General features: G+C 65.4%; 20 protein-coding genes. 14 read left to right on the plus strand and 6 right to left on the minus strand.

Annotated elements, in window-relative coordinates; genetic code table 11:
- The first annotated feature begins 17 nt into the window (after window positions 1–17).
- Window positions 18–1,160 carry a molecular chaperone DnaJ gene (gene dnaJ, locus EZM81_RS13170; protein WP_135450531.1) on the plus strand — a complete coding sequence of 381 codons (1,143 nt, stop codon included), beginning with the start codon at window positions 18–20 and terminating at the stop codon, window positions 1,158–1,160.
- Between the two features lie 7 nt (window positions 1,161–1,167).
- Here dnaJ and EZM81_RS13175 read toward each other — a convergent pair whose 3' ends face one another.
- Complete coding sequence (locus EZM81_RS13175; protein ID WP_136646032.1) at window positions 1,168–2,232, minus strand: DUF475 domain-containing protein; 1,065 nt, start codon at window positions 2,230–2,232, stop codon at window positions 1,168–1,170.
- A 108-nt stretch (window positions 2,233–2,340) separates the two neighbouring features.
- Here EZM81_RS13175 and radC point away from each other — a divergent pair, with 108 nt between their 5' ends.
- The 10 genes from radC to EZM81_RS13225 all read left to right on the plus strand — a co-directional run bounded on the left by radC (window position 2,341) and on the right by EZM81_RS13225 (window position 12,053).
- The gene (radC, locus tag EZM81_RS13180) at window positions 2,341–3,108 is read left to right on the plus strand and encodes a DNA repair protein RadC (protein WP_136646033.1); all 768 of its coding nucleotides are present in this window, start codon (window positions 2,341–2,343) and stop codon (window positions 3,106–3,108) included.
- A 27-nt stretch (window positions 3,109–3,135) separates the two neighbouring features.
- Window positions 3,136–3,819: an HAD family hydrolase gene (locus EZM81_RS13185; RefSeq protein ID WP_136646034.1), complete on the plus strand. Its 684-nt coding sequence runs from the start codon at window positions 3,136–3,138 to the stop codon at window positions 3,817–3,819.
- The gene (locus tag EZM81_RS13190) at window positions 3,816–4,763 is read left to right on the plus strand and encodes a sugar-binding transcriptional regulator (protein WP_136646035.1); all 948 of its coding nucleotides are present in this window, start codon (window positions 3,816–3,818) and stop codon (window positions 4,761–4,763) included. The genes EZM81_RS13185 and EZM81_RS13190 overlap by 4 nt, the downstream gene beginning before the upstream one ends.
- 104 nt (window positions 4,764–4,867) lie before the next feature.
- Entirely contained in the window at window positions 4,868–6,181 is a 1,314-nt protein-coding gene (locus tag EZM81_RS13195) for a sugar ABC transporter substrate-binding protein (RefSeq protein WP_136646036.1), read from the plus strand.
- 172 nt (window positions 6,182–6,353) lie between these two features.
- Complete coding sequence (locus tag EZM81_RS13200) at window positions 6,354–7,226, plus strand: carbohydrate ABC transporter permease (RefSeq protein ID WP_136646037.1); 873 nt, start codon at window positions 6,354–6,356, stop codon at window positions 7,224–7,226.
- A gap of 7 nt (window positions 7,227–7,233) precedes the next feature.
- Entirely contained in the window at window positions 7,234–8,064 is an 831-nt protein-coding gene (locus EZM81_RS13205; protein WP_136646038.1) for a carbohydrate ABC transporter permease, read from the plus strand.
- A 7-nt stretch (window positions 8,065–8,071) separates the two neighbouring features.
- On the plus strand, window positions 8,072–9,061 hold the full coding sequence (locus EZM81_RS13210; RefSeq protein WP_136646039.1) for an ABC transporter ATP-binding protein: 990 nt from the start codon (window positions 8,072–8,074) through the stop codon (window positions 9,059–9,061).
- Window positions 9,058–9,828: an L-iditol 2-dehydrogenase gene (locus EZM81_RS13215; protein WP_135450539.1), complete on the plus strand. Its 771-nt coding sequence runs from the start codon at window positions 9,058–9,060 to the stop codon at window positions 9,826–9,828. The genes EZM81_RS13210 and EZM81_RS13215 overlap by 4 nt, the downstream gene beginning before the upstream one ends.
- Before the next feature lie 3 nt (window positions 9,829–9,831).
- A complete protein-coding gene (locus tag EZM81_RS13220; RefSeq protein ID WP_135450540.1) occupies window positions 9,832–10,614 on the plus strand; it encodes an SDR family NAD(P)-dependent oxidoreductase in 783 nt (260 codons plus the stop codon).
- 8 nt (window positions 10,615–10,622) lie between these two features.
- Window positions 10,623–12,053 (plus strand): mannitol dehydrogenase family protein, encoded by a 1,431-nt coding sequence (locus EZM81_RS13225; protein ID WP_136646040.1) that lies wholly within the window; start codon window positions 10,623–10,625, stop codon window positions 12,051–12,053.
- On the opposite strand, the gene EZM81_RS13230 is transcribed toward EZM81_RS13225, so the two are convergent.
- The 3 genes from EZM81_RS13230 to secA all read right to left on the minus strand — a co-directional run bounded on the left by EZM81_RS13230 (window position 12,050) and on the right by secA (window position 17,383).
- Window positions 12,050–13,498 carry a phosphate ABC transporter substrate-binding/OmpA family protein gene (locus EZM81_RS13230; RefSeq protein ID WP_248298228.1) on the minus strand — a complete coding sequence of 483 codons (1,449 nt, stop codon included), beginning with the start codon at window positions 13,496–13,498 and terminating at the stop codon, window positions 12,050–12,052. The genes EZM81_RS13225 and EZM81_RS13230 overlap by 4 nt on opposite strands.
- Before the next feature lie 98 nt (window positions 13,499–13,596).
- The gene (locus EZM81_RS13235; protein WP_169052374.1) at window positions 13,597–14,298 is read right to left on the minus strand and encodes a hypothetical protein; all 702 of its coding nucleotides are present in this window, start codon (window positions 14,296–14,298) and stop codon (window positions 13,597–13,599) included.
- Window positions 14,299–14,659: 361 nt separating this feature from the next.
- Window positions 14,660–17,383, minus strand: a complete 2,724-nt coding sequence (gene secA / locus EZM81_RS13240) for a preprotein translocase subunit SecA (protein ID WP_136646043.1) — start codon at window positions 17,381–17,383, stop codon at window positions 14,660–14,662.
- Window positions 17,384–17,561: 178 nt separating this feature from the next.
- On the opposite strand from secA, the gene EZM81_RS13245 reads away from it, so the two are divergent.
- From EZM81_RS13245 to mutT, 3 genes are read left to right on the plus strand one after another with little or no spacing between them, the layout of a single operon-like run.
- The gene (locus EZM81_RS13245) at window positions 17,562–18,413 is read left to right on the plus strand and encodes a peptidylprolyl isomerase (RefSeq protein WP_371685756.1); all 852 of its coding nucleotides are present in this window, start codon (window positions 17,562–17,564) and stop codon (window positions 18,411–18,413) included.
- Window positions 18,414–18,448: 35 nt separating this feature from the next.
- The gene (gene argJ / locus EZM81_RS13250; protein WP_136646045.1) at window positions 18,449–19,828 is read left to right on the plus strand and encodes a bifunctional glutamate N-acetyltransferase/amino-acid acetyltransferase ArgJ; all 1,380 of its coding nucleotides are present in this window, start codon (window positions 18,449–18,451) and stop codon (window positions 19,826–19,828) included.
- Window positions 19,825–20,229: an 8-oxo-dGTP diphosphatase MutT gene (gene mutT, locus EZM81_RS13255; protein ID WP_135450547.1), complete on the plus strand. Its 405-nt coding sequence runs from the start codon at window positions 19,825–19,827 to the stop codon at window positions 20,227–20,229. The genes argJ and mutT overlap by 4 nt, the downstream gene beginning before the upstream one ends.
- Window positions 20,230–20,307: 78 nt before the next feature.
- Here the strand turns inward: mutT and infB are convergent, their stop codons facing one another.
- On the minus strand, window positions 20,308–22,893 hold the full coding sequence (gene infB, locus EZM81_RS13260; protein ID WP_136646046.1) for a translation initiation factor IF-2: 2,586 nt from the start codon (window positions 22,891–22,893) through the stop codon (window positions 20,308–20,310).
- Window positions 22,890–23,534 (minus strand): RNA-binding protein, encoded by a 645-nt coding sequence (locus tag EZM81_RS13265; protein ID WP_169052375.1) that lies wholly within the window; start codon window positions 23,532–23,534, stop codon window positions 22,890–22,892. The genes infB and EZM81_RS13265 overlap by 4 nt, the downstream gene beginning before the upstream one ends.
- Window positions 23,535–23,545 lie beyond the last annotated feature (11 nt).

The raw sequence follows: 23,545 nt of genomic DNA on the forward strand, positions 1-23,545 counted from the left end.
GGTTTGGGGGTTTTGCCGTGGCAAAGCGTGATTACTACGAGGTTCTGGGCGTCAGGAAAGGCGCCTCGGCCGAGGAACTGAAGAAAGCCTATCGTCAGAAGGCGAAAGAGCTGCACCCCGACCGCAACGCCGACAATCCGCAGGCCGAGGCCCAGTTCAAGGAGGTGAACGAGGCCTGGGAAGTCCTGAAGGACGAACAGAAGAAGGCTGCCTACGACCGGTTCGGCCATGCGGCCTTCGAGGGCGGCATGGGTGGCGGCCCGCGGCCTGGCGGTTACGCCGGGCAGGGCGATTTCGCATCCGCATTCTCGGACGTGTTCGAGGATCTGTTCGGCGACTTCATGGGCCGTGGCGGCGGCGGGCGCGCCCGTGCGCAGCGCGGGTCGGACCTGCGGTACAATTTGCGTGTGACGCTTGAAGAGGCTTACACCGGCCTGCAGAAGACCATCACCGTGCCCACAGCCGTCACCTGCGAGGTCTGCCACGGTTCAGGCGCCGAAGGCGGGGCCGAACCCGTCTCCTGCCCGACATGCGGCGGGATGGGCAAGGTGCGTGCCCAGCAGGGTTTCTTCACCGTCGAGCGTACCTGCCCCCAGTGCAATGGCATGGGGCAGATCATCAAGAATCCCTGTCGCGCCTGCGGTGGCCATGGCCGTGTGCAGAAGGAACGGACGCTTTCCGTCACCATCCCTCAGGGGGTTGAAACCGGAACGCGCATCCGTCTGGCGGGCGAGGGCGAGGCCGGTCTGCGCGGCGGGCCGAATGGTGATCTGTACATCTTCATAGAGGTGAAGGAACACCCGATCTTCCAGCGCGAAGGCGTGCATCTCTTTTGCCGGGTGCCGGTGCCGATGACGACCGCCGCCCTGGGCGGCGAGGTAGAGGTGCCGACTATCGACGGTGGCAGGGCAAGGGTGAAGGTGCCCGCCGGTTCCCAGACCGGCAAGCAGATGCGGCTGCGGATGAAGGGCATGCCGGCCCTGCGGTCGTCGAACACCGGCGACATGGTGATCGAACTGGCGGTGGAAACGCCGGTCAACCTTACTGCCCGCCAGCGCGAATTGCTGCGCGAGTTCGAGCAGCTGTCGGAAGAGAACAACCCGGAAGGCAAGTCGTTCTTTTCCAAGGTGAAAAGCTTCTGGGACGGGATGAAGGGCTGACCCTTCGCTATTCGGCCGCGGCGGCGGGTGCGGGCACTGTTCCGTGCAGCCGCCGCCAGCGGATCGACGACCACAGTGCCACGCCGATGAAGCCCGCGCCCAGCAGGCCGGTGACGACCTCGGGGATATGGGTCAGGGTCTGGCCGAACATGACACAGGCCAGAACGAAGATCGACCAGAAGGCCCCGTGCTCCAGATAGCGGAACTGCGACAGGGTCTGGCGTTCCACCAGCATGATGGTCATCGACCGCACATACATCGCGCCGACGCCCAGGCCGATGGCGATCAGGAAAAGGTTCTGCGTCAGGGCAAAGGCGCCGATCACCCCGTCGAAGCTGAAAGAGGCATCAAGCACCTCCAGATACAGGAAGGCGCCCAGCCCCCCCTTCACTGCGATGTCAGCTGCCTGATCAGCCTTGTCCAGGACATGGCCCAGCACATCGACCACCATGAAGGTCACGAGCCCGGCCACTGCAGAATACAGGAATGTTGCCACCAGTATCGCCGGGATGATCGTGGCGAAGGTCAGGATGATGACCAGGACGATGGAAATCTCCAGCCCCTGGACCGACGAGAAACGGGCCATCGCGCGCTCGATCCCGGCAATCCAGTGCACGTCCTTGCCTTCGTCGAAGAAATATTTCAGCGCCACCATCATCAGGAAGGCCCCGCCGAAAGCCGCGATGGAAATATGCGCCCCGCCGACGATGCGGGAATATTCGGCCGGTTCCGTGGCGGCCAATCGCACCGCCTCGATAGGGCCGATCCTTGCGGCGAAAACCACGATCAGGATCGGAAAGACAATCCGCATCCCGAAGACGGCGATCAGGATGCCCCAGGTCAGGAAGCGTTGCTGCCAGACCGGGGTCATGTCCTTCAACTTGTTCGCGTTCACGATGGCATTGTCGAAGGACAGGCTGATTTCCAGCACCGACAGGACCGCCCCGATGAACAGGAAGCCCAGCGCACCCGACAAGGTGCCCGTATAGGCCCAGCCGAGCCACAGCGACAGGACCAGCCCAACCCCCGTCACGAGTAAGGCCCAGCGGAAGTAATGCAGCGCGGTCGACATCATGCCCTCGCAGGTGGCGCAGCGCCGATCTAAGCCCAAGCCGGGCCATCCGCAAGGAAGCCGTTGGCATTAACCGTTCGTTCACCACCTTGTCGGCAAACTGGCGCCATGAACGCACCGCCCGGCTTCCGCGATTCCCTGTTTTCCCTGCCCGGCCCGGCCGACAGCGACGAGGCGCCGGTTGCCGACCTGCCCGCGCGGCTGCCCAGCTATATCGCCGATCACCGTGCCCGCCTGCGCGCCCGGTTTCTTGACGGCGGCGCCGCAGCCATGCCCGACTATGAACTGCTGGAACTGGTCCTGTTCCGCGCCATTCCCCGGCAGGATGTGAAGCCCTTGGCCAGACTGCTTCTGGATACCTTCGGCGATTTCAACCGGGTGATCACGGCCTCGCCAGCGCGCCTGAACCTGGTGAAGGGGGTGGGCCCCGCCGTGGTGCTGGAGCTGAAGCTGGTGGAAGCCGCCGCCCAGCGGATGATGCGGGCGCGGGTGATGCAGAAGCCGCTGATTTCCAGCTGGGATGCCCTGCTTGACTACTGCCACACCGCCATGTCGCATCGGGAAACCGAACAGTTCCGCGTCCTGTTCCTCGACCGGAAGAACGTGCTGATCGCCGACGAGGAGCAAGCGAAGGGCACCGTGGATCACGTCCCCGTCTATCCGCGCGAGATCGTCAAGCGCGCGCTGGAACTGAACGCAAGCGCGCTGATCCTGGTTCATAACCACCCGTCGGGCGATCCGACCCCGTCGGATGCGGACCTGTCGATGACTCATCAGGTGCAGGACGCCTGCCATGCCCTGGGGCTGACCCTGCACGACCACCTGATCATTGGCAAGTCGCGCGAACTGAGTTTTCGTGCGCAGGGCTACCTTTAGGGCAATCCATGCGCTAGCCATGGACGCATGAACGAATTCGACCTCGTCATCTTCGACTGCGACGGCGTGCTGATCGACAGCGAAATCATCAGCGCCCGGATGCTGGTGGCCGAACTCGGACGCCTGGGGCTGGCGATCGACCTGGCTTACGTCGAACGCCATTTTCTCGGCCGCAGCTACCCGGTGGTGATGGAAACGATCCGCCGCGACTTTGGCCTGGACCTGCCGCCCGGATTCGAGGCGCAGTATCGCGAATCGCTCCTCGCTGCCTTCCGGGACGATTTGACCATCGTCCCCCATGTCCGCGAGGTGCTGGAAGGCATCGGTGTGCCCTTCTGCGTCGCCACCTCCTCCAGCCCGCGCCGGGCGGAGATGTCGCTGGATCTTGTCGGTCTCACGGCGCTGGTCGGCGACAGGCTGTTCACCTCGACCATGGTCGCCCGCGGCAAGCCCGCGCCCGACCTGTTCCTCTTCGCCGCCGAACGGATGGGCGTGCTTCCCGACCGGACTCTGGTGATCGAGGACAGCCTGACCGGCATCCGCGCCGGGCTGGCCGCGGGGATGACCGTCTGGCGCTTTGTCGGCGGCAGCCATCTGGGGCCGGACGCGCCCGAGGAACCGCCGGACGCTCGCCCGCACCGCAGGCTTGCCAGCTTTGCCGAGTTCTTCCAGATTGCCCCGGGTCTGAAATCTGCCCGGGCACCGGCATGAGCAACGAACTCACCTTGCAGGACGAAGCCGCCCGCGCTGGCTGGCTTTACTACGTTGCCGGCATGACCCAGGACCAGATCGCCGCCGAGCTGGGCGTCAGCCGCCAGCGGGCGCAAAGGCTGGTCGCGCGGGCCTTGGCCGAGGGGCTGATCCAGATCCGCCTGGTGCACCGGATCGGCGCCTGCCTCGAGCTGGAGCGGGCCCTGACGGAACGTTACCACCTGACACGATGCCGCGTGGCCCCGGGTCTCGGACCGGGGGGTGATCCGGCAAGGGCCATCGCCACGGCCGCCGCAGCCGAGCTGGAGCGCGTGCTGCGCATGGAAACGCCGCAGGTCATCGCCTTCGGCACCGGACGCGCCCTGCGTGCGATGGCCGAACAGCTGACCCACACCGACCCGGGGCGGCACCGCATCGTCTCGCTTCTGGGCAACATCGCGCCGGACGGGTCGGCAACGCTCTACGACGTGATCAGCCGCATCGCCGAGAAGCTGAACGCCACCTATTACCCGATGCCCGTGCCCGTGATCTCCGACACGCCGGAAGAACGCGAGTTCTTCATGCATCTGCGCCCGGTGCGAACAGTGTTCAACCTGGCCCGGCAGGCCGACATCACCTTTGTCGGCGTGGGGCAGATGGGCCCCGACGCGCCCCTTGCCCTGGACGGTTTCGTGACACCCGATGTGCTGCGAGAGTTGCAGGAGCTTGGCGCGGCCGGAGAGATCTGCAGTTGGGTCTATGATGCGCAGGGCCGCTACATCGACACCCCGCGCAACGCACTTGTCGGCGGTGTGCGTGTCGAACCGGGGCAAAGCAAGCCGGTCATTGCGGTGGCGGCCGGCAGTGCAAAGGTCACGGCCATCCGGGCGGCGCTGACGGGGCGCATCGTCAACGGCCTTGTCACCGACGAGCCCACCGCCACCGCGCTTCTGGCAAGTTCCTGAACAGTGCACGCGCAGCGAAAGTTTGGGCTTGACGACTCATGGCGCAATGTGGGCATTTACTCATACGGTGAGGATTTGCTCAACCGTCAGAGGGAGGAATTCTAATGACCATCTCGCTCCGCGCCCTTCTGGGTGCGACGGCGTCGCTCGCCCTTTCGGGTGCGGCGATGGCCCAAACCACCATCACCGTCGCCACCGTGAACAACGGCGACATGGTCCGCATGCAGGGCCTGATGGACGACTTCAACGCCAAGCATCCCGACATCAAGGTGGAATGGGTGACGCTGGAGGAAAACGTCCTGCGCCAGAACGTCACGACCGACATCGCCACCGGCGGCGGGCAGTATGACGTGATCACCATCGGTACCTACGAGGTTCCGATCTGGGGCAAGCAGGGCTGGCTGGAAAGCCTGAACGACCTGCCCGCCGATTATGACGTGGACGACCTCCTGCCCGCGATCCGCGGCGGGCTTACGGTGGACGGCACCCTCTATGCCTCGCCCTTCTACGGCGAAAGCTCTATGGTGATGTATCGCACCGACCTGATGGAAGCCGCCGGGATGACCATGCCCGAGGCGCCGACCTGGGCCGACATCGAGAAGGCCGCCGCCGCCATGACCAACAAGGATGCCGGCATCTACGGCGTCTGCCTGCGCGGCAAGGCCGGCTGGGGCGAGAACACGGCCTTCATAACCGCCATGTCGAACAGCTTCGGCGCGCGCTGGTTCGACGAGAACTGGGTGCCGCAGTTCGACCAGCCGGAATGGAAGGCGACGATCGACTTCTACCTCAACCTGATGAACAACTATGGCCCGCCCGGTGCCAGCAACAACGGGTTCAACGAAAACCTGACGCTGTTCCAGCAGGGCAAGTGCGGGATGTGGATCGACGCCACCGTCGCGGCCTCTTTCGTGACCAACCCGAAGGATTCGACCGTCGCCGACAAGGTGGGCTTCGCGCTCGCCCCCGACAACGGGCTGGGCAAGCGCGGCAACTGGCTCTGGGCCTGGAGCCTGGCAATCCCCGCCTCCTCGGATGCCAAGGACGCGGCCAAGACCTTCATCAACTGGGCAACGAACAAGGACTATCTGGCGCTGGTCGCGTCCAAGGAAGGCTGGGCGAACGTGCCTCCGGGCACCCGGACCTCGCTTTATGAGAACCCGGAATACCAGAAGGTGCCCTTCGCCAAGATGACGCTCGACTCGATCAACTCGGCCGACCCGAACAATCCGACGGTGAAGCCAGTGCCTTACGTCGGCGTGCAGTTCGTGGCGATCCCCGAGTTCCAGGGCATCGGCACCACGGTGGGCGAGATCTTCTCGGCCGCGCTGGCCGGGCAGAAGACCGCCGATCAGGCTCTGGCCGAGGCGCAGGCCGCCGTCACCGAAGAGATGAAGGCCTCGGGCTACATCCAGTGACGCCGAGCCCCGGGGGCGGTCCTCTCAAGGCCCCCGGGATCACCTTCGGCCTGCGGGCGGCTTGGTACGCCCGCAGGCCGACCCTTCGCAGGCGCATGTCCGATCCCTGCTTGCGCAGTCGCCGTTCCGGCCGCACCCTTCCACTTCGTCATCCGAGCCTCGGGAGACCGCCATGTCCACCCAGTCCAGCCGCTTCGCCGCCCGCCTGATGGTCGCGCCTTCGGTCGCGCTGCTTTTGATCTGGATGATCGTTCCCCTGGCGATGACGCTTTACTATTCCTTCCGGCTCTACCGCCTGTTGTCGCCGGACCGGACGGGCTGGGTGGGGTTCAACAATTATCTGTGGTTCTTCAATTCGCCCGACTTCTGGCTTGCGCTGTTCAACACCCTGGCGCTGGTGGGCGGCGTTCTGGTCATCACCGTGACCCTGGGCATCCTGATCGCGCTTCTGATCGACCAGCCGGTGAAGGGGCAGGGATTCCTGCGGATCCTGGTGATCGCGCCCTTCTTCGTGATGCCGCCCGTCGCCGCCTCGATCTGGGAAAACCTGTTCATGCATCCGCAGAACGGGCTCTTCTCGGCCGTCGCGCGCGGCTTCGGGGCGCAGCCGATCCTGTTCCTGGAGCAGTATCCGATGTGGTCGGTCATCGGCATCGTCAGCTGGGAGTGGCTGCCCTTCGCGACGCTCATCCTGCTGACCGCATTGCAGTCGCTGTCCTCCGAACAGCTCGAGGCGGCCGAGATGGACGGCGCCGGGGCCTTCGCGCGCTTCCGCTACATCATCCTGCCGCACCTGACGCGGGCGATCACCGTGGTGATCCTGATCCAGACCATCTTCCTTCTCGGCATCTTCGGTGAGATCTTCACCACCACCCAGGGCGGGCCCGGTTCGGCTTCGACCACGCTGCCTTACATGATCTTCAAGCAGGCCATCGCGGCCAAGGACATCGGCCGCGCCGCCGCCGGGGGGATCATCGCGGTCATTCTGGCCAACATCGTCGCCTACTTCCTGATGCGCGGCCTTGGCCGCAACCTGGACAGCTGAGGTTCCCATGGCCCGCGCCCTTTCCCCCCGCCGCCAGCTTGTCACCACCCTTGCCGCCTGGACCGTGGCGCTGCTGATCTTCTTCCCGGTCCTCTGGATGATCCTGACCAGCTTCAAGACCGAAGCTTCGGCCGTTGCCATGCCGCCGCAGTTCCTGTCGGCCGACTGGACGCTGGAGAATTACGCCGAGGTCTGGGCGCGGTCGGATTATCCGCGGTTCTTCTGGAACTCGGTCGTCATCGCGGTGGGTTCCACCCTTCTCGGCCTTCTGGTCGCGATCCCTTCGGCCTGGGCCATGGCCTTCGTGCCCGGGCGGCGCACACGCGATCTGCTGATGTGGATGCTGTCCACCAAGATGATGCCCGCGGTGGCGGTCATGGTGCCGCTTTACCTGATCTTCCAGCGCCTCGGGCTTCTCGACAGCCGGATCGGCCTTGTCATCGTGCTGATGCTGATGAACCTGCCGATCATCGTCTGGATGCTCTACACCTACTTCAAGGAAATCCCCGGCGAGATCCTGGAAGCCGCGCGCATGGACGGGGCGAGCCTGTGGAACGAGATCGTCCATGTGCTGACGCCCATGGCGCTGCCCGGCATTGCCTCGACCATGCTTCTGAACATCATCCTCGCCTGGAACGAGGCGTTCTGGACCATCGTCCTGACCACGACCAAGGCGGCCCCCCTTTCGGCCTTCATCGCGAGCTTCTCGGCGCCGCAGGGCCTGTTCTACGCGAAACTCTCGGCGGCTTCGGCCATGGCCATCCTGCCGATCCTGATCCTTGGCTGGTTCAGCCAGAAGCAACTCGTCCGCGGCCTGACCTTCGGCGCGGTGAAGTGAGGACAACATGGGCAAGATCCAACTGACCAAGGTCCGCAAGGCGTTCGGCGAGGTGGATGTCATCCCCGGCATCGACCTGACCATCGAGGATGGCGAATTCGTCGTCTTCGTCGGCCCCTCGGGCTGCGGGAAATCCACGCTGTTGCGGCTGATCGCGGGGCTGGAGGATACGACCTCTGGCACCATCGAGATCGATGGCAAGGATTCGACCAACCTGCCGCCCGCGAAGCGGGGGCTAGCCATGGTGTTCCAGTCCTACGCGCTCTACCCGCACATGACGGTGCGCAAGAACATCGCCTTCCCGCTGAAGATGGCCGGGATGGACCAGGCCGAGCAGGACCGCCGGGTGGAGCGCGCGGCCAAGGTGCTGAACCTCACCAATTACCTTGACCGCCGGCCCGGCCAGCTTTCGGGCGGCCAGCGTCAGCGCGTCGCCATCGGGCGGGCGATCGTGCGCGAACCGGCGGCCTTCCTGTTCGACGAGCCCCTGTCCAACCTGGACGCCGCCCTGCGCGTGGGCATGCGGCAGGAGATCAGCGAACTGCACCAGTCGCTCAAGACCACGATGATCTACGTCACCCATGATCAGGTCGAAGCGATGACCATGGCCGACAAGATCGTGGTGCTGAACGCCGGCCGAATCGAGCAGGTCGGTGCGCCGCTGGAGCTTTACAACCATCCCCGCAACCTCTTCGTTGCGGGCTTCATCGGCAGCCCGAAGATGAACTTCATCGAAGGCGCCGAGGCGGCGAAGCACGACGCCCACACCATCGGCATCCGGCCCGAACACATCGCGGTGGGCGATGGCCCGTGGGAAGGTGTGGTCGGCCTGTCCGAACATCTCGGCTCCGACAGCTTCCTCAAGGTCGCGGTCGAGGGGATCGGCACCCTGACCGTCCGCGCCCCCGGCGAAGTCGCCGCACGCCACGGCGACCGCATCCGCCTGGCCCCGGCCGGCAAGATCCACCGCTTCGACACGAATGGACTGGCAATATGAGACTTGCAGGAAAATCCGCCCTGATCACCGGGGCCGCGCGCGGTATCGGGCTGGCCTTCGCCCGCGCCTACATCGCCGAGGGGGCCGAGGTCGCCATCGCCGACATCAACCTGGATGCCGCCCGCGCGGCGGCCGATGCGCTCGGCCCCAAGGCCCACGCCATCGCGCTGGACGTGACCCGGCAGGACTCGATCGACGCCGGTTTCGCCCAAGCCATCGAGCGGATGGGCAAGCTCGACATCCTGATCAACAACGCCGCCCTCTTTTCTGCCGCCCCCATCGTCGAGATCACGCGGGAAGACTATGACCGCCTGTTCGCGGTGAATGTCGCCGGCACGCTCTTCTGCCTGCAGGCCGCCGCGCGCCACATGATCGACCGCGGCCAGGGCGGCACGATCATCAACATGGCCTCGCAGGCCGGGCGGCGCGGTGAAAGCCTGGTGGCCGTCTATTGCGCCACCAAGGCCGCCGTCATCAGCCTGACGCAATCGGCCGGGCTGAACCTGATCCGTCACGGCATCAACGTGAACGCCATCGCGCCCGGAGTGGTGGACGGCGAACACTGGGACGGGGTGGATGCCTTCTTCGCGAAATACGAAGGCAAGGCCCCCGGCCAGAAGAAGCGCGAGGTCGGCGCCGCCGTTCCCTTCGGGCGCATGGGCACGGCCGAGGATCTGACCGGCATGGCGATCTTCCTCGCCACCGACGAAGCCAAATACATCGTCGCCCAATGCTTCGGTGTGGACGGCGGCAACTGGATGGCATGACCCATGGACCTTGGACTTGAAGGAAAACTGGCGGTGATTTCGGGCGGGTCGGTCGGCATCGGCCTTGCCGCTGCGCGCACACTGGCGCGCGAAGGCGCGCGCGTGCTGATCGCCGCCCGCGACGGCGCCCGCGCGGCAGACGAAGCCGCCAGCATCCGCGCCGATTTCGGCGGCGACGCGCAGGCCGTTGCCGCTGATGTGACAACGGCCGAAGGCTGTGCCGCCGTGGTGGCGGCCGCTGCGGCGATGGGCGGGGCCGAGCTTCTGTTCAACAACGCCGGCACCGGCTCGAACGAGACGATCCTCGATGCGCCGGACGAGAAATGGCTGCACTACTGGAACCTGCACGTGATGGCCGCCGTGCGCCTCGCCCGGGGCCTCGTGCCGCAGATGCGGGCCCATGGCGGCGGCGCGATCCTGAACAACGCCTCGATCTGCGCGGTCCAGCCGCTCTGGTACGAGCCGATCTACAACACCACCAAGGCGGCGCTGATGATGCTGTCGAAGACCATGTCCACCGAGTTCATCCCGCTCGGCATCCGGGTCAACACGCTGAATCCGGGGCTGATCCTGACGCCCGACTGGATCAAGACAGCCAAGGCCCTGGCAAAGGATGGCGACTGGCAGGGCTATCTGCAATCGGTCGCCGACGAACACGCCCCGATCCGCCGCTTCGGCACGCCCGAGGAACTGGCCGATGTCATCGCCTTCCTGCTGTCGCCGCGCGCCAGCTACTGCACCGGCTCTGCCTACCATGTCGATGGCGGCATGCTGAAAACCGTCTGAGGCCCCGAATGTCCCCCACCGTCACGCTTCCCGCCTACGACCGCTCGCGCCTGACCCCGGGCATCGTCCATATCGGGCTGGGCAACTTCCACCGCGCCCACATGGCCGTCTATCTGGACGACCTGTTCAACCTGGGGCTCGACCACGACTGGGCGATTCTGGGCGCCGGGGTGCGCGAGGCCGATGCCCGGATGCGCGAGGCGCTGAAGGCGCAAGATTGCCTGTCCACGGTGATCGAGCTGGATCCGAAGGGCAAATCCGCCCGCCGGGTGGGGGCGATGATCGACTTCCTGCCGGTCCAATCCGACAACGCCGCACTGATCGAGGCCATGTCCCGGCCAGAGATCCGCATCGTCAGCCTGACGGTTACCGAGGGCGGCTATTTCATCAATCCCGCGACCGGGCAGTTCGACCCGACGCATCCCGAGATCGTCGCCGATGCCGACAACCCGCACCGCACAGCCTTCGGCGCGATCATCGCGGCGCTGAAGGCGCGGAGGGCCGCCGGCGTGGCGCCCTTCACCGTCATGTCCTGCGACAACCTGCCCGGCAACGGCCATGTCACCCGCGCCGCCGTCACCGGCCTTGCCGCGCTTCGCAACCCGGACCTGGCCGACTGGATCGCGGCCCATGTCGCCTTCCCGAACGGCATGGTGGACCGCATCACCCCGGCGACCGGCCCGCGTGAACGGGCGATGGCGGCGGCCTTCGGACTGGCCGACGATCCGGTGCCCGTGACCTGCGAGCCCTTCCGGCAATGGGTGCTGGAGGACAACTTCCCCGCCGGCCGTCCGGCCTGGGAAAAGGTCGGGGTCACGCTGACCCCGCATGTCCACAATTTCGAGCTGATGAAGATCCGCATCCTGAACGGCGGCCATGCGACCATCGCCTATCCCGGCGGGCTGATGGACATCGAATATGTCCACGAGGCCATGGCCGACCCGCTGATCCGCGGCCTGCTCGACAAGGTCGAGATCCACGAGATCATCCCCTACATCCCGCCGGTCCCCGATACCAACCTCGGCGACTATTACCGGCTGATCGTGGACCGCTTCTCGAACCCCGAGGTGGCCGATACCGAACGCCGGCTCTGCCTCGACGGGTCGAACCGGCAGCCCAAGTTCATCGTGCCCTCGATACGCGACGCGCTGGCCGCCGGCGGGTCGGTCGAGGGGCTGGCGCTCGTCTCGGCCATGTGGTGCCGCTACTGCTTTGGCGAGACGGACAGCGGCACGCACATTCCGCCGAACGACCCCGACTGGGCTGCGCTGGTCGCCCGGTCGCAGGCGGCAAGGTCGCGCCCGGCGGCCTGGCTGGAGATGACGACGGTCTATGGCGATCTCGGGCAGAATCCGCGCTTTGCCGCAGCCTTCGAACGGCACCTGAATCGGCTCTGGGCCGTGGGAACCCGCCAGACGCTCGCCGAGTTCCTGTCCTAGGGAGGTGGCTCCGGCGCCGGCGCACTGCCGGTGTGGGTAAAGTCGGGCAGCAGCCAAAGTTCCACCCGACGGTTCAACTGGCGGCCGATTGCGGTTTCATCACAGGCCATCGGCAGGGCTTCGCCAAAACCTTCGACCGCTGGAATGGCATCGGGTGGCAGATCGGGTGCAACGGCAGCAAGTTCCTGCGCCACGCGTGCTGCACGTTCGACCGACAGTGCCAGATTGGCCGGCGCCGCGCCCGATCCGTCGGAAAAGCCGGCCAGAACCATCCGTTCGTTGCGAAACCGGCCCGAGGCAATCAGCTGCGCCAGATCCAGCAGGTTATCGCGCGACTGCGCATCCAGCGTGGACGATCCGTCTTCGAAGCGAAAGGTCAGCGACAGCCGGTCTGCACCGTCCATCACATCGACCAGCCGCTTGAGGTCGGCCAGGGTGATGTCGTCGCCTGCCCCCTGAATGGCGTTGATCAGCCGCAAGCCGTCGGCTGTCATCGGCTGGCGGGTGGGGGAACGATCGATGTAGCCGTTCGCCGAGATCACCTCCTGAGCGGCAGGCGTGCGCAGGAAATCCAGAAACTCGCGGGTCATCAGCGGCAGGCGCCGCCTTGGCGCAAGCAGAAGGACGGGAATGGAAAACGGGTAATCCTCGGCCTTGACCGCCAAGGGGGTGGGCAGCAGCGGAAAACCGCAGCTATCGGTCAAGGGAATATGCCGGGCGGGGTAAACCGCTGCCCGTCCGGTGACGGCAATGGCCCAGGGGTCACGCGCCACGGCAAGGGCGAGGCTTGCCTGGCTATCGTGCTGCACCGCGGCTGATACGGGTGCCCCAAACCGTGCGGAAAGCGCAAGCTGCATGTCCACCTCGGGAGCCAATGCATGCAGGACCAGTGGCATGTCCGGCCCGCCGATCTGTGCCCAGTTCGAAACCTCTCCGGCCAGGACGCGCACAAGGTCGCTGGTCGATATGGCAGGCGTCGGATTGTCGGGGGCGACGATCGCCACCATGGCGTCCATCGCCAGACCGTGCGCGCCAAAGCTGCGGTCATCCTGAAAGGCAAGTTGCAGGTCGGCCTCGCCAGCAGCCACCGCAGCAGCAGCAAGGGCGGGCGTCTGCGGCTGAAAGCTGATCGCGGCCAGCTCCTCAAGGCTTTGCGGATCGCGAATGACCGCGGCAAAATCGGTGCCTTCGATCTGCTCGTAAAGAAGACCACGCCGATCTGCAAAGGCTTTGAACAGGGCGGGAAGCAGGTCGCTTCCCGGACCAGCAGCGCCGACAATGCGGATTTCCGCCCGGGGGGCCATCAGATCGGGGCAGGCAGGCCCTTCGCAGATCACGCCCTGACCATCGACGGTCAGCAGGCCGTAGGAGGTCTCGATCCGGTAGAACTCGCCATCATAGCCCTGCAGCGTGCCGGTCAGTGCGATGCCCCCTTCGCGAGCCATCAGGGTGACGTCCTGCGCCTTGGCAGATTTACAAAGGAAAACGGCGGCGAAAGCCGCCGCAACACCTGCCTTGAACCACATGTTCCCTGATCCGGCCCCTAGTCTGAGGCGGCGAGTGTCAGGGGGCCAAGAAGATTCTTCAACACCAGAATGTCCCCTGCCGTGCCGCAAAGCGGCAGCGAAAGCGGAAGGCTGCCACGGACAGTGTTGCCGCCCCGCGATAGCACGGTTTCACCCAGATAGCTGTTGCCGCAGGTTTCGGGCGTGATGCGCAGTTCGACGGTTAGGTTGGCCGCGGTCAGGTCAGTGCCGGGAAACGTATATACCTGCGACAGAATCGGGTCCGACACCGACGCTGTTCCAAGCAGTCGGATCTTGCGGCTTCCGTCCTGTGCGGCCTGGGCACCCCGGCCGGAATAGACACGCCCGGCCTCCTCTGCGCGCAGGTCGAACTGCACCGGGAAGGGGGCCTGGAAGGCAAACCGTGTCAGACCTGCCATTTCCGGAACGCTGACAGTCGCCAGCGCCATCTCGGAATTCTCGAAATAGACCGCGACCAGCGCCTCGTCATCAAGGGCGGGAAGGCGCTGCGCAAGTTTGCCATCGGGGCCGGTCTTGGCCGTGAACGAAAGACCCGCGTGCCGGATCACAACGCGCTGGCCCTGATTGCAGGGCGCATCAAGTGCCAGGTCAATGCTCGCGTCCTCGGCCGCGGCCAGCGTCACGGTGGGTACACAGGCCGTCTGGCTGCCTGTGTCCGCTGTGGCAGCAACCGGGGTGATGCCCATCAGCTGTGGCATGTCGCCGTCTGCCGAAAGCGACGCCGCTCTGGGCAGACCCGATGGTGCCGTGGCCGTGCCCTGGCCGGATCTGCCGTCCAGAGGGCCGGACCGTTCGGAAGGCAGGTTCCAGGGACTTGCCGTCGAGCGCATGTTTTCCACAAGATGTCCGGCCGCTACAGCGACCGACAGCACGGAAATGACCCGCAGTATCCGTTTCCGGCCAAACAGCATCCGTTTCCGGCCAAACATCGCACCACCCCAAACCGATTCGAACCCTTAGGAGTTAGGGGGGAATCCGGGCGATGACGTGGCGAATCCTGGGAACGGCTCAGGTTTCGGACACGAAATTGCCACGGTTTTGCTGCGCCGACCGACAGGCTCAGACCAGCTTTCCGTGGCAGTGCTTGAACTTTTCGCCCGATCCGCAGGGGCAGGGCTCATTGCGCCCCGGATTTCCCCAGGTCGAGGGATCGGCCGCGTCGAACCCGGCAAGGGCTGGGGCTGCGGTTGCTGCCGGTGCGGCGGCGGCCGCGCCGGCCCCCTGGTCGGCAGCAATCCGCGCTGCCGGTGGCTGCTGGGCGGCGAGCATCTGGCGCATCATTGCTTCCTGCTCTTCCTTCGTGACCGGGCGGATGCGGGAAAGCTGCTGCGTCACCGTCTCGCGCAGCGAGTTCAGCAGCCCTTCGAACAGCTGGAAGGCCTCGGTCTTGTATTCGTTCAGCGGGTCGCGCTGGGCATAGCCGCGGAAGCTGACGACAGAGCGCAGATGTTCCAGCCGCAGCAGGTGTTCGCGCCATTTGCTGTCGATGGCTTGCAGAAGAACCTGCTTCTCGATCGTTGCCATGGTCTCGGCGCCGAAGGCCTCGGTCTTTTCGGCCATCATCCTGTCCGAAGCCTCGGTGATCCGCTCGAGAATGCCGTGCTGGTCTACGCCTTCTTCCGATGCCCAGTCGGCGATGGGCAGATCCAGGTTCAGCATTTCGCGGCAGGCCTCGGTCAGCCCCTCGACGTCCCACTGGTCGGGGTAGCTTTTCGGCGGCATGTTCAGATCGACCAGATCAGAGATCAGCTGGTGACGCATGTCGGTCGCGACATCGCCGACGTGATCGGCCTGCATGATCTCCATCCGCTGGCTGAAGATCGCGCGGCGCTGGTCGTTCATCACGTCGTCGAACTTCAACAGCTGCTTCCGAATGTCGAAATTTCGGCCCTCGACCTTGGCCTGCGCCTTTTCCAGGCTCTTGTTCACCCATGGGTGGACGATGGCCTCGCCTTCGGCCATGCCCAACGTGGACAGGACCTTGTCCAGCCGTTCCGACCCGAAGATGCGCATCAGATCGTCCTCGAGGCTGAGGAAGAAGGCCGAACGGCCCGGGTCGCCCTGACGGCCCGACCGACCGCGCAGCTGGTTGTCGATCCGGCGGCTTTCGTGGCGTTCGGTGCCCAGGACGAACAGGCCGCCGGCAGCCTTCACCGCCTCTTCCTCGGCCTTGTGCTCCTCTTCGATCCGGGCACGGATGGCGACGTGATCGCCGTGCGGATCGGCGGCGATGGCTTCCATCACCTTGAATTCGACATTGCCGCCCAGCTTGATGTCGGTGCCGCGGCCGGCCATGTTGGTGGCGATCGTCACCGCGCCAAGCTTGCCGGCATCGGCGACGATCTTGGCTTCCATCTCGTGCTGGCGGGCGTTCAGCACGTTGTGCGGAATGCCGGCCTCTTTCAGCATGGCAGAAAGCTTTTCGGATTTCTCGATCGAGGTAGTGCCGACGAGGATCGGCTGGCCCTTGGCATGAGCGTCCTTGATCGCAGCGAGGATACCTTCGTATTTCTCGCGCGCCGTGCGATAGACCTTGTCATGTTCGTCGATCCGCGCCACGGGGCGGTTCGTCGGCACCTCGACCACGCCCAGCCCATAGATTTCGCGGAATTCCTCGGCTTCGGTTGCAGCCGTCCCGGTCATGCCGCCAAGCTTTTCGTAAAGCCGGAAATAGTTCTGGAACGTCACGCTGGCGTAGGTGACGTTCTCGGGCTGTATCTTCACGCCTTCCTTGGCCTCGATCGCCTGATGCAGGCCGTCGGAAAGCCGCCGCCCCTTCATCATGCGTCCGGTGAATTCGTCGATCAGCATCACCTCGCCGTCGCGGACGATATATTGCTGGTCCTTGTGGAACAGCTTGTGCGCCCGCAGGGCCTGGTTGACGTGGTGGACGATCGTGGTGCTTTCGGCCGCATAGAGGCTTTGCCCTTCGGGCAGTATGCCGGCCTTGTGCAGAAGATCCTCGATCGCTTCGTTGCCTTCTTCGGTGAAGGTGACGTTGCGCAGTTTTTCGTCGATGACATAGTGTTCGGGCTTAAGCTGCGGAATGATCTTGTCCACAGCCTGGTACAACGTCCCGCGGTCCTGGCTGGGGCCAGAGATGATCAGAGGTGTGCGTGCCTCGTCGATCAGGATCGAGTCCACCTCGTCCACGATGGCATAGTAGTGCCCGCGCTGCGCCATGTCCTCCAGCGAGGACTTCATGTTGTCGCGCAGATAGTCGAAGCCCAGTTCGTTGTTCGTCGCATAGGTGATGTCGGCGCGATAGGCGGCCTTCTTCTCGTCATCCGGCTGGTGCGAATAGACGACGCCCGTGGTCATCCCCAGCTGGGAATAGACCTTGCCCATCCATTCCGCGTCGCGCTTGGCCAGATAGTCGTTCACGGTGACGACATGCACGCCCCGCCCTGTCAGGGCGTTCAGATAGGCTGCGAAGGTGGCGACAAGGGTCTTGCCCTCGCCGGTCTTCATTTCGCTGATGTTGCCCTGATGCAGGAAGATCGCCCCCATCAGCTGCACGTCGAAGGCGCGCAGGCCCAGTGCCCGGCGCGCCGCCTCGCGGCAGTTGGCGAAGGCCTCGGGCAGTACGTCGTCAAGGCTTTCGCCGGCTTCCTGCACCCGCTTCTGCAGATCGCGCGTACGCTCGATGATGCCGTCGTCGGTCAGCGCCTGGAACTCGGGTTCAAGCGCGTTGATCTTGTCCACCAGCGGCCGGACAGATTTCACCTTGCGGTCGTTCGGCGTGCCGAACACCTTCCGCGCAAGTCCACCCAATCCCAGCATGTTCACTCCGTGAGCCACTTCCTGACAGCATCGTGTGGGTCTCGGACTTGTCCGCCCTCAACGCCTTCCATAGAAGAGCCAAGTAGAAGGCCGGACGGCCCCGTCTCACGCGACTGTCGCGATGTAAGGGGTGGGCACAGGATAGTCAACGTGGCAGGCTGAGGCCGCCCGATCAGGAGTGGGTGAAATGATGAAACAGATGCGGCTTGCGACGGCCTTCGCGCTGGCCACGGCCCTTGCGGCGCCGGCTCTGGCCGAGGGCGAAACCGCCGACACGGTGGTGGCCACGGTCAACGGCACGCAGATCACGCTTGGCCAGATGATCGCGCTGCGCGAAAGCCTGCCGCCGCAGTACCAGTCGCTGCCCGACGATGTGCTGTTCAAGGGGATCATGGACCAGCTGGTGCAGCAGGAGGTTCTGCGCCAGTCGGTGACCGAGCTTTCGACGCGCGACAGGGCGATGCTGGAAAACGACACCCGGGGCTATATCTCGGGCGTCGCCATTCAGGCCATCGTGGAAAAGGCCGTGACGGACGAGGCGCTGCAGGCCGCCTATGACGCCCGGTTCAAGGACCAGCCGAAGGCGACCGAATACAATGCCGCGCATATCCTGGTCGAGACCGAGGAAGAGGCGAACAAGCTGAAGGAGGAACTGGCCGGCGGGGCCGACTTCGCCACCCTTGCGCGCGAGCACTCGATCGACGCAGGGTCTGGTGCGAATGGCGGCGACCTGGGCTGGTTCGGTCTGGGCATGATGGTCAAGCCGTTCGAGGATGCCGTGGTCAACGCCAAGGTGGGCGAAGTGGCCGGGCCGGTGCAGACCGATTTCGGCTGGCATCTCGTCCTGGTAAAGGAAACCCGTCTGATGGATCATCCCACGCTTGACGACATCCGCGATGACCTGGCGACCGAGATCGAGAACGCCGCGATCGAGGCGAAGATTGCCGAACTTCAGTCTGTCGCGACGATCACCCGCGAAGGCGAGGGGATTGATCCTGCGATTCTGAAGAACTCGGCACTGATCGACTGACCGCCGGCAATTGGCAGCGCACAGGGGGGGCGACGATGGGCAAGACCGACTGGAAGGCCGAAGCAAAGGCGCTGAAGAAGAAGGTTCGCAAGCTGAAGGACAGTCTTGCCGCCGTCGCCGGCCCGGTGGCAGAGGCGGTCGGCGACGCCGTGGAAGACGTGGTGGCCGCCGCCAAGAAGGCGATGAAGCCGGTCTCGCCGCTGGCCCCGGCCAGCTTTCCGGCCCTGCCTGCGATCCGCGGCGCCGAATTTGCCGCGGTCGAGGCCGGGGTGCGCTACAAGGATCGCAAGGACGTGATGCTTGTCCGCCTCGGCCCCGGCACCAGCATGGCCGGGGTCTTTACCAGGTCTTCCACGCGGTCGGGTTGCGTCCGTGACTGCCAGGCTAAGCTGGCGATGAAGGTGCCGCCAGGTGCGGGGGCGGCGATCATCGTGAACTCGGGCAATTCCAACGCCTTCACCGGCAAGCTTGGCGACGAGGCCGTGGCAGCCGTGACTGGCGCCGTGGCCGAGGCGCTGGGCATCCCCGCCAGCCGTGTCTTTTCGTCCTCTACCGGAGTGATCGGCGAGCCCCTGCCTTACGAAATGATTACCGCCAAGGTGCCCGAGCTTGTCGCAGGACTGCGGGAAGATGCGATGGAAATGGCCGCCCAGGCGATCATGACCACCGACACCTTCCCGAAAGGCGCCGCCGCCACCGTTCAGGGCGATGGCGGCACGATCCACATCGCCGGCATCGCCAAGGGTTCGGGCATGATCGCGCCCGACATGGCCACCATGCTGGTCTATATCTTCACCGACGCGAAGATTGCGCCCGCCGCGCTGCAGCGGATGGTCTCGCGCAATGTGGGCGACACCTTCAACTCGATCACCGTGGACAGCGACACCTCGACATCGGACACGCTGCTTGTGGCCGCAACCGGTCAGTCCGACGCTGCCGAGGTGAAGGGACCGGTTGCCAAGGCCTTCGAGACGGCTCTGCACGGCGTGATGCGTGACCTGGCGTTGCAGGTGGTGCGCGACGGCGAAGGGGCGACAAAGCTGGTCGAGGTCCGCGTCACCGGCGCGGCCTCGGACGACGATGCCGCGAAGGTTGCCTTCGCGGTTGCCAATTCGCCTCTGGTCAAGACGGCCGTGGCGGGACAGGATCCGAACTGGGGCCGGATCGTTGCCGCCGTGGGCAAGTCCGGGGCCGAGGCCGACCGGGACCGCCTGTCGATCCGGTTCGGCGACATCCTCGTCGCCGAAAAGGGGTGGCGCAACCCGGACTACCGGGAAGAGGATGGTGCGGCCTACATGCGGCAGGACGAACTGCTGTTCCACATCGACCTTGGACTTGGGAAGGGCAGGCGCACGGTCTGGACCTGCGATCTGACCGCTCGCTACATCGAGATCAACGCCGATTACCGATCGTGACTGGTCGCATCATCCTTGTCTCTGCGGTCGCACTGATCGACCCTGATGGCCGCGTGCTTCTGGCGCAGCGGCCCGAGGGCAAGTCGATGGCAGGCCTGTGGGAGTTTCCCGGTGGCAAGGTGGAACCCGGCGAGACGCCCGAGCAAGCGCTGATCCGCGAGCTGAAAGAAGAACTTGACATCGACACGTGGGCCTCGTGTCTGGCGCCGCTGACATTTGCCAGCCACAGCTACCCGGACTTTCACCTGCTGATGCCGCTGTTCGCCTGCCGCCGCTGGCAAGGCACGGTGCGCGCGACCGAAGGGCAGAACCTTGCCTGGGTCAAGCCCAATGCCCTGCGCGACTATCCCATGCCGCCGGCGGATCTGCCGCTGATTCCGATTCTGCGCGACTGGCTGTGACCTGCCGCCCGTGGCGCCGGGTCATCGGTCCTCCCATTAAAAAGGGCGCCAGGCCAGATGGCCGGGCACCCTATCGGTTCAGGCCAGCGTGCGCTGCACTTCCTCGCGTTCGAAGATCTCGATCACGTCACCCGGACGGATGTCCTCGTAGCGTTCGAAGGCCATGCCGCATTCCTGGCCGGAGACGACTTCCTTAACCTCGTCCTTGAAGCGCTTGAGCGTCTTCAGCGTGCCTTCGTGAATCACCACGTTGTCGCGCAGCAGACGAACGCCCGCCGACCGACGAGCCACCCCCTCGGTGACCAGGCAGCCCGCCACGTTGCCGACGCCGGTGATGCGGAAGACCTCCTTGATCGTCGCGTAACCGATGAAGTTTTCGCGCACTTCGGCCTTCAGCAGGCCCGAGGCCGCCTTCTTGATGTCGTCCACCAGGTCGTAGATGACCGAGTAATAGCGGATCTCGACCCCTTTCTGGTGCGCCGACTGGCGGGCGCTGGCATTGGCGCGCACGTTGAAGCCGATGATCGGGGCCTTGGACGCCTCGGCCAGGCCCACATCGGTGTCGGTGATCGCACCAACGCCCGAATGCAGCACCCGCACGCGCACTTCCTCGTTGCCGATCTTTTCCAGTGCCTGGACGATCGCTTCGGCGCTACCCTGGACGTCGGCCTTCACCACCACCGGCAGTTCGGCGACCGAAGCATCTGCCTTCGCCTTGGCCATCAGCTGTTCCAGCGTGGTCGCAGCACCTGCCGCAGCGCGTTTGTCCTTGGCCGCCTTGATCCGGTAGTCGGCGATCTCGCGCGCCTGGGCTTCGGTTTCGACCACGTTCAGCGTGTCGCCGGCCGACGGTGTGCCGGAAAGCCCCAGCACCTCGACCGGAACAGAGGGCCCGGCTTCGGACACGGTCTCGCCCTTGTCGTTGATGAGCGCGCGAACCTTGCCCCACTGTTCGCCGACGACGAAGATGTCGCCCTTGCGCAGCGTGCCGTTCTGCACCAGCACCGTTGCGACCGGGCCCCGGCCCACATCGAGCTTGGCCTCGATCACCGCGCCCGCGGCCGCCCGGTTCGGGTTGGCCTTCAGTTCCAGCAGCTCGGCCTGCAGCGCGATCGCTTCCAGCAGGTCGTCAAGCCCCTGGCCGGTCTTGGCCGAGACTTCCACGTCCTGCACGTCGCCTGACATGGCCTCGACCACCACTTCGTGCTGCAACAGGTCGGTGCGCACTTTTTGCGGGTTGGCGTCGGGCTTGTCGATCTTGTTGATCGCCACGATCATCGGCACCTTCGCCGCCTTGGCGTGGTTGATCGCCTCGACTGTCTGCGGCATCACCGCGTCATCGGCCGCCACCACCAGCACCACGATGTCCGTAACCTGCGCCCCGCGCGAGCGCATCGAGGTGAAGGCCGCGTGGCCCGGCGTGTCGAGGAAGGTGATGACCTGACCATTCGCTGTCTTCACCTGGTAAGCGCCGATATGCTGGGTGATCCCGCCGGCCTCGCCCGACGCGACATTGGTTTTGCGCAGGGCGTCCAGAAGGCTGGTCTTGCCGTGGTCCACATGGCCCATGATCGTCACGATCGGCGGGCGCGGACGCAGGTCTTCCGGTCTGTCCTTGACCGTGTCGATCACCTGCTCCACGTCGGCGTCCGACACGCGGACGGCCTTGTGGCCGAATTCCTCGATCACCAGTTCGGCAGTGTCGGCGTCGATGGTCTGGTTCATGGTGACCATCATGCCCATCTTCATCAGCGCCTTGACCACGTCGGCGGCACGTTCGGCCATACGGTTGGCCAGTTCGCTGACCACGATGGTTTCCGGCAGCTGCACTTCGCGGCTCTGCTTCTCGGCCTTGTGGCCCAGACCCATCGCCTTCTGGCGGGCCTTTTCCTGCTTGCGCTTGATCGCGGCCAGACTGCGCTGGCGGCCGCCCTCGTCCGAGATGGCGTCCGACAGGGTCAGCTTGCCCGACCGGCGGCCTTCGTCGCCGCGCTTGGCGCTGCGGTCGCGCTCGCCTGCGCGTTCGTCCTTTTCGCGGTCGGTCTTGCGCGGGCTAACGCCCGGCTTGCCGGCGGCAGGGCCGCGGGCTTCCTCGGTCGCGGCCGGGGACGGGGGCGGGGACGCACGGTCTGCGGGCTTTGCCGCAGGCTGGGGCGTGGCCGACCGGGCACGCGTGCCCAGAACCTCTGCCCGGCGTGCTTCGGCTGCAGCGGCCTTCGCGGCAGCTTCTGCCTTCGCAGCGCGTTCCTCTTCCTCGGCCTTCAGGCGCAGGGCTTCCGCGCGCTCGCGCTCTTCACGCTCTTTGGCCTCGATCTCTTCGCGGCGGCGGGCGCGGTCTTCCTCGCGTGCGCGTTCCTCTTCGGCGCGGCGCGCGGCCTCTTCGGCCTCGCGCGCCTTGGCGGCGCGAAGGGCGGCGAGGCGCCGTTCCATCTCGGCATCGGAGATCCCCGCAGGACGCTTCGACGGGTCTCCCCCGCCAGCCGCGGACACAGGCGTACCAGCCCCGGGCGCGCCAGGCTTGGTTGCCGTCGGCACCACCACGCGCTTGCGCTTGGTTTCGACCACGACGCTCTTGGTCCGGCCGTGACTGAAGCTTTGCTTCACCTGTCCGGAACGGGGGGCGCCCCCAAGGCCAAGAGGTTTCTTGCCGTCTGTATCGCTCATGCGTTCTTCGTATCCTTCATGGCGGTCCCGCCGCCCAATTGCCCACCCGCCTGCACCCGCAGGCCGGTCAGCCTTGCCGCTTCCTCTACAACACGGGTCCTGAGTCCACCAGCCGCAAGCGCCGCGTGTATCGCACGTTCGCGCCCGAATGCCAAACCGATTTCCCCAGCCGTCAGACAGCCGATGAAGCCGCCTGCGCCATCAGGCGCGTGAAGCTTCGTCTTGCCGCGTTCCGACCCGTCGCTGGCCTGGATCAGCGTCGCCGCCTGCCCCTTTACCAGCCAGTCCTTGACCTTCTCATAACCAGTCACCGCCGCACCTGCCTTGCGGGCCATCGACAGCAGTTCCACCACCCGCTGCGCCACAAGCCGTTCGACAAGATCGGCGAGCCCGTCGGGCACCTTCACCGGTTGCCGGGCCGCGCGGGCAAAAAGACCCTTGCCCGCAGCCTTCTCGATAAGCGCGCGATCGGCCGAGACATAAAGCCCGCGGCCCGGCAACCGGCCAAGCACATCCGGCACGAGCACCCCGTCGGGTCCGACACAAAAGCGGATCAGCCCCGCCTTCTGCTGGCTTTCCCCGGACGCGATGCACCTGCGTTCCGGTTCGTCCCTGTCCTTTTCCCGGCCGCCGCGCGTCAACGCGTGTCCCC

Origin of the sequence: Tabrizicola sp. YIM 78059 (genome assembly GCF_004959785.1) — a bacterium.
GTDB classification, from domain to species: Bacteria; Pseudomonadota; Alphaproteobacteria; order Rhodobacterales; family Rhodobacteraceae; genus Tabrizicola; species Tabrizicola caldifontis.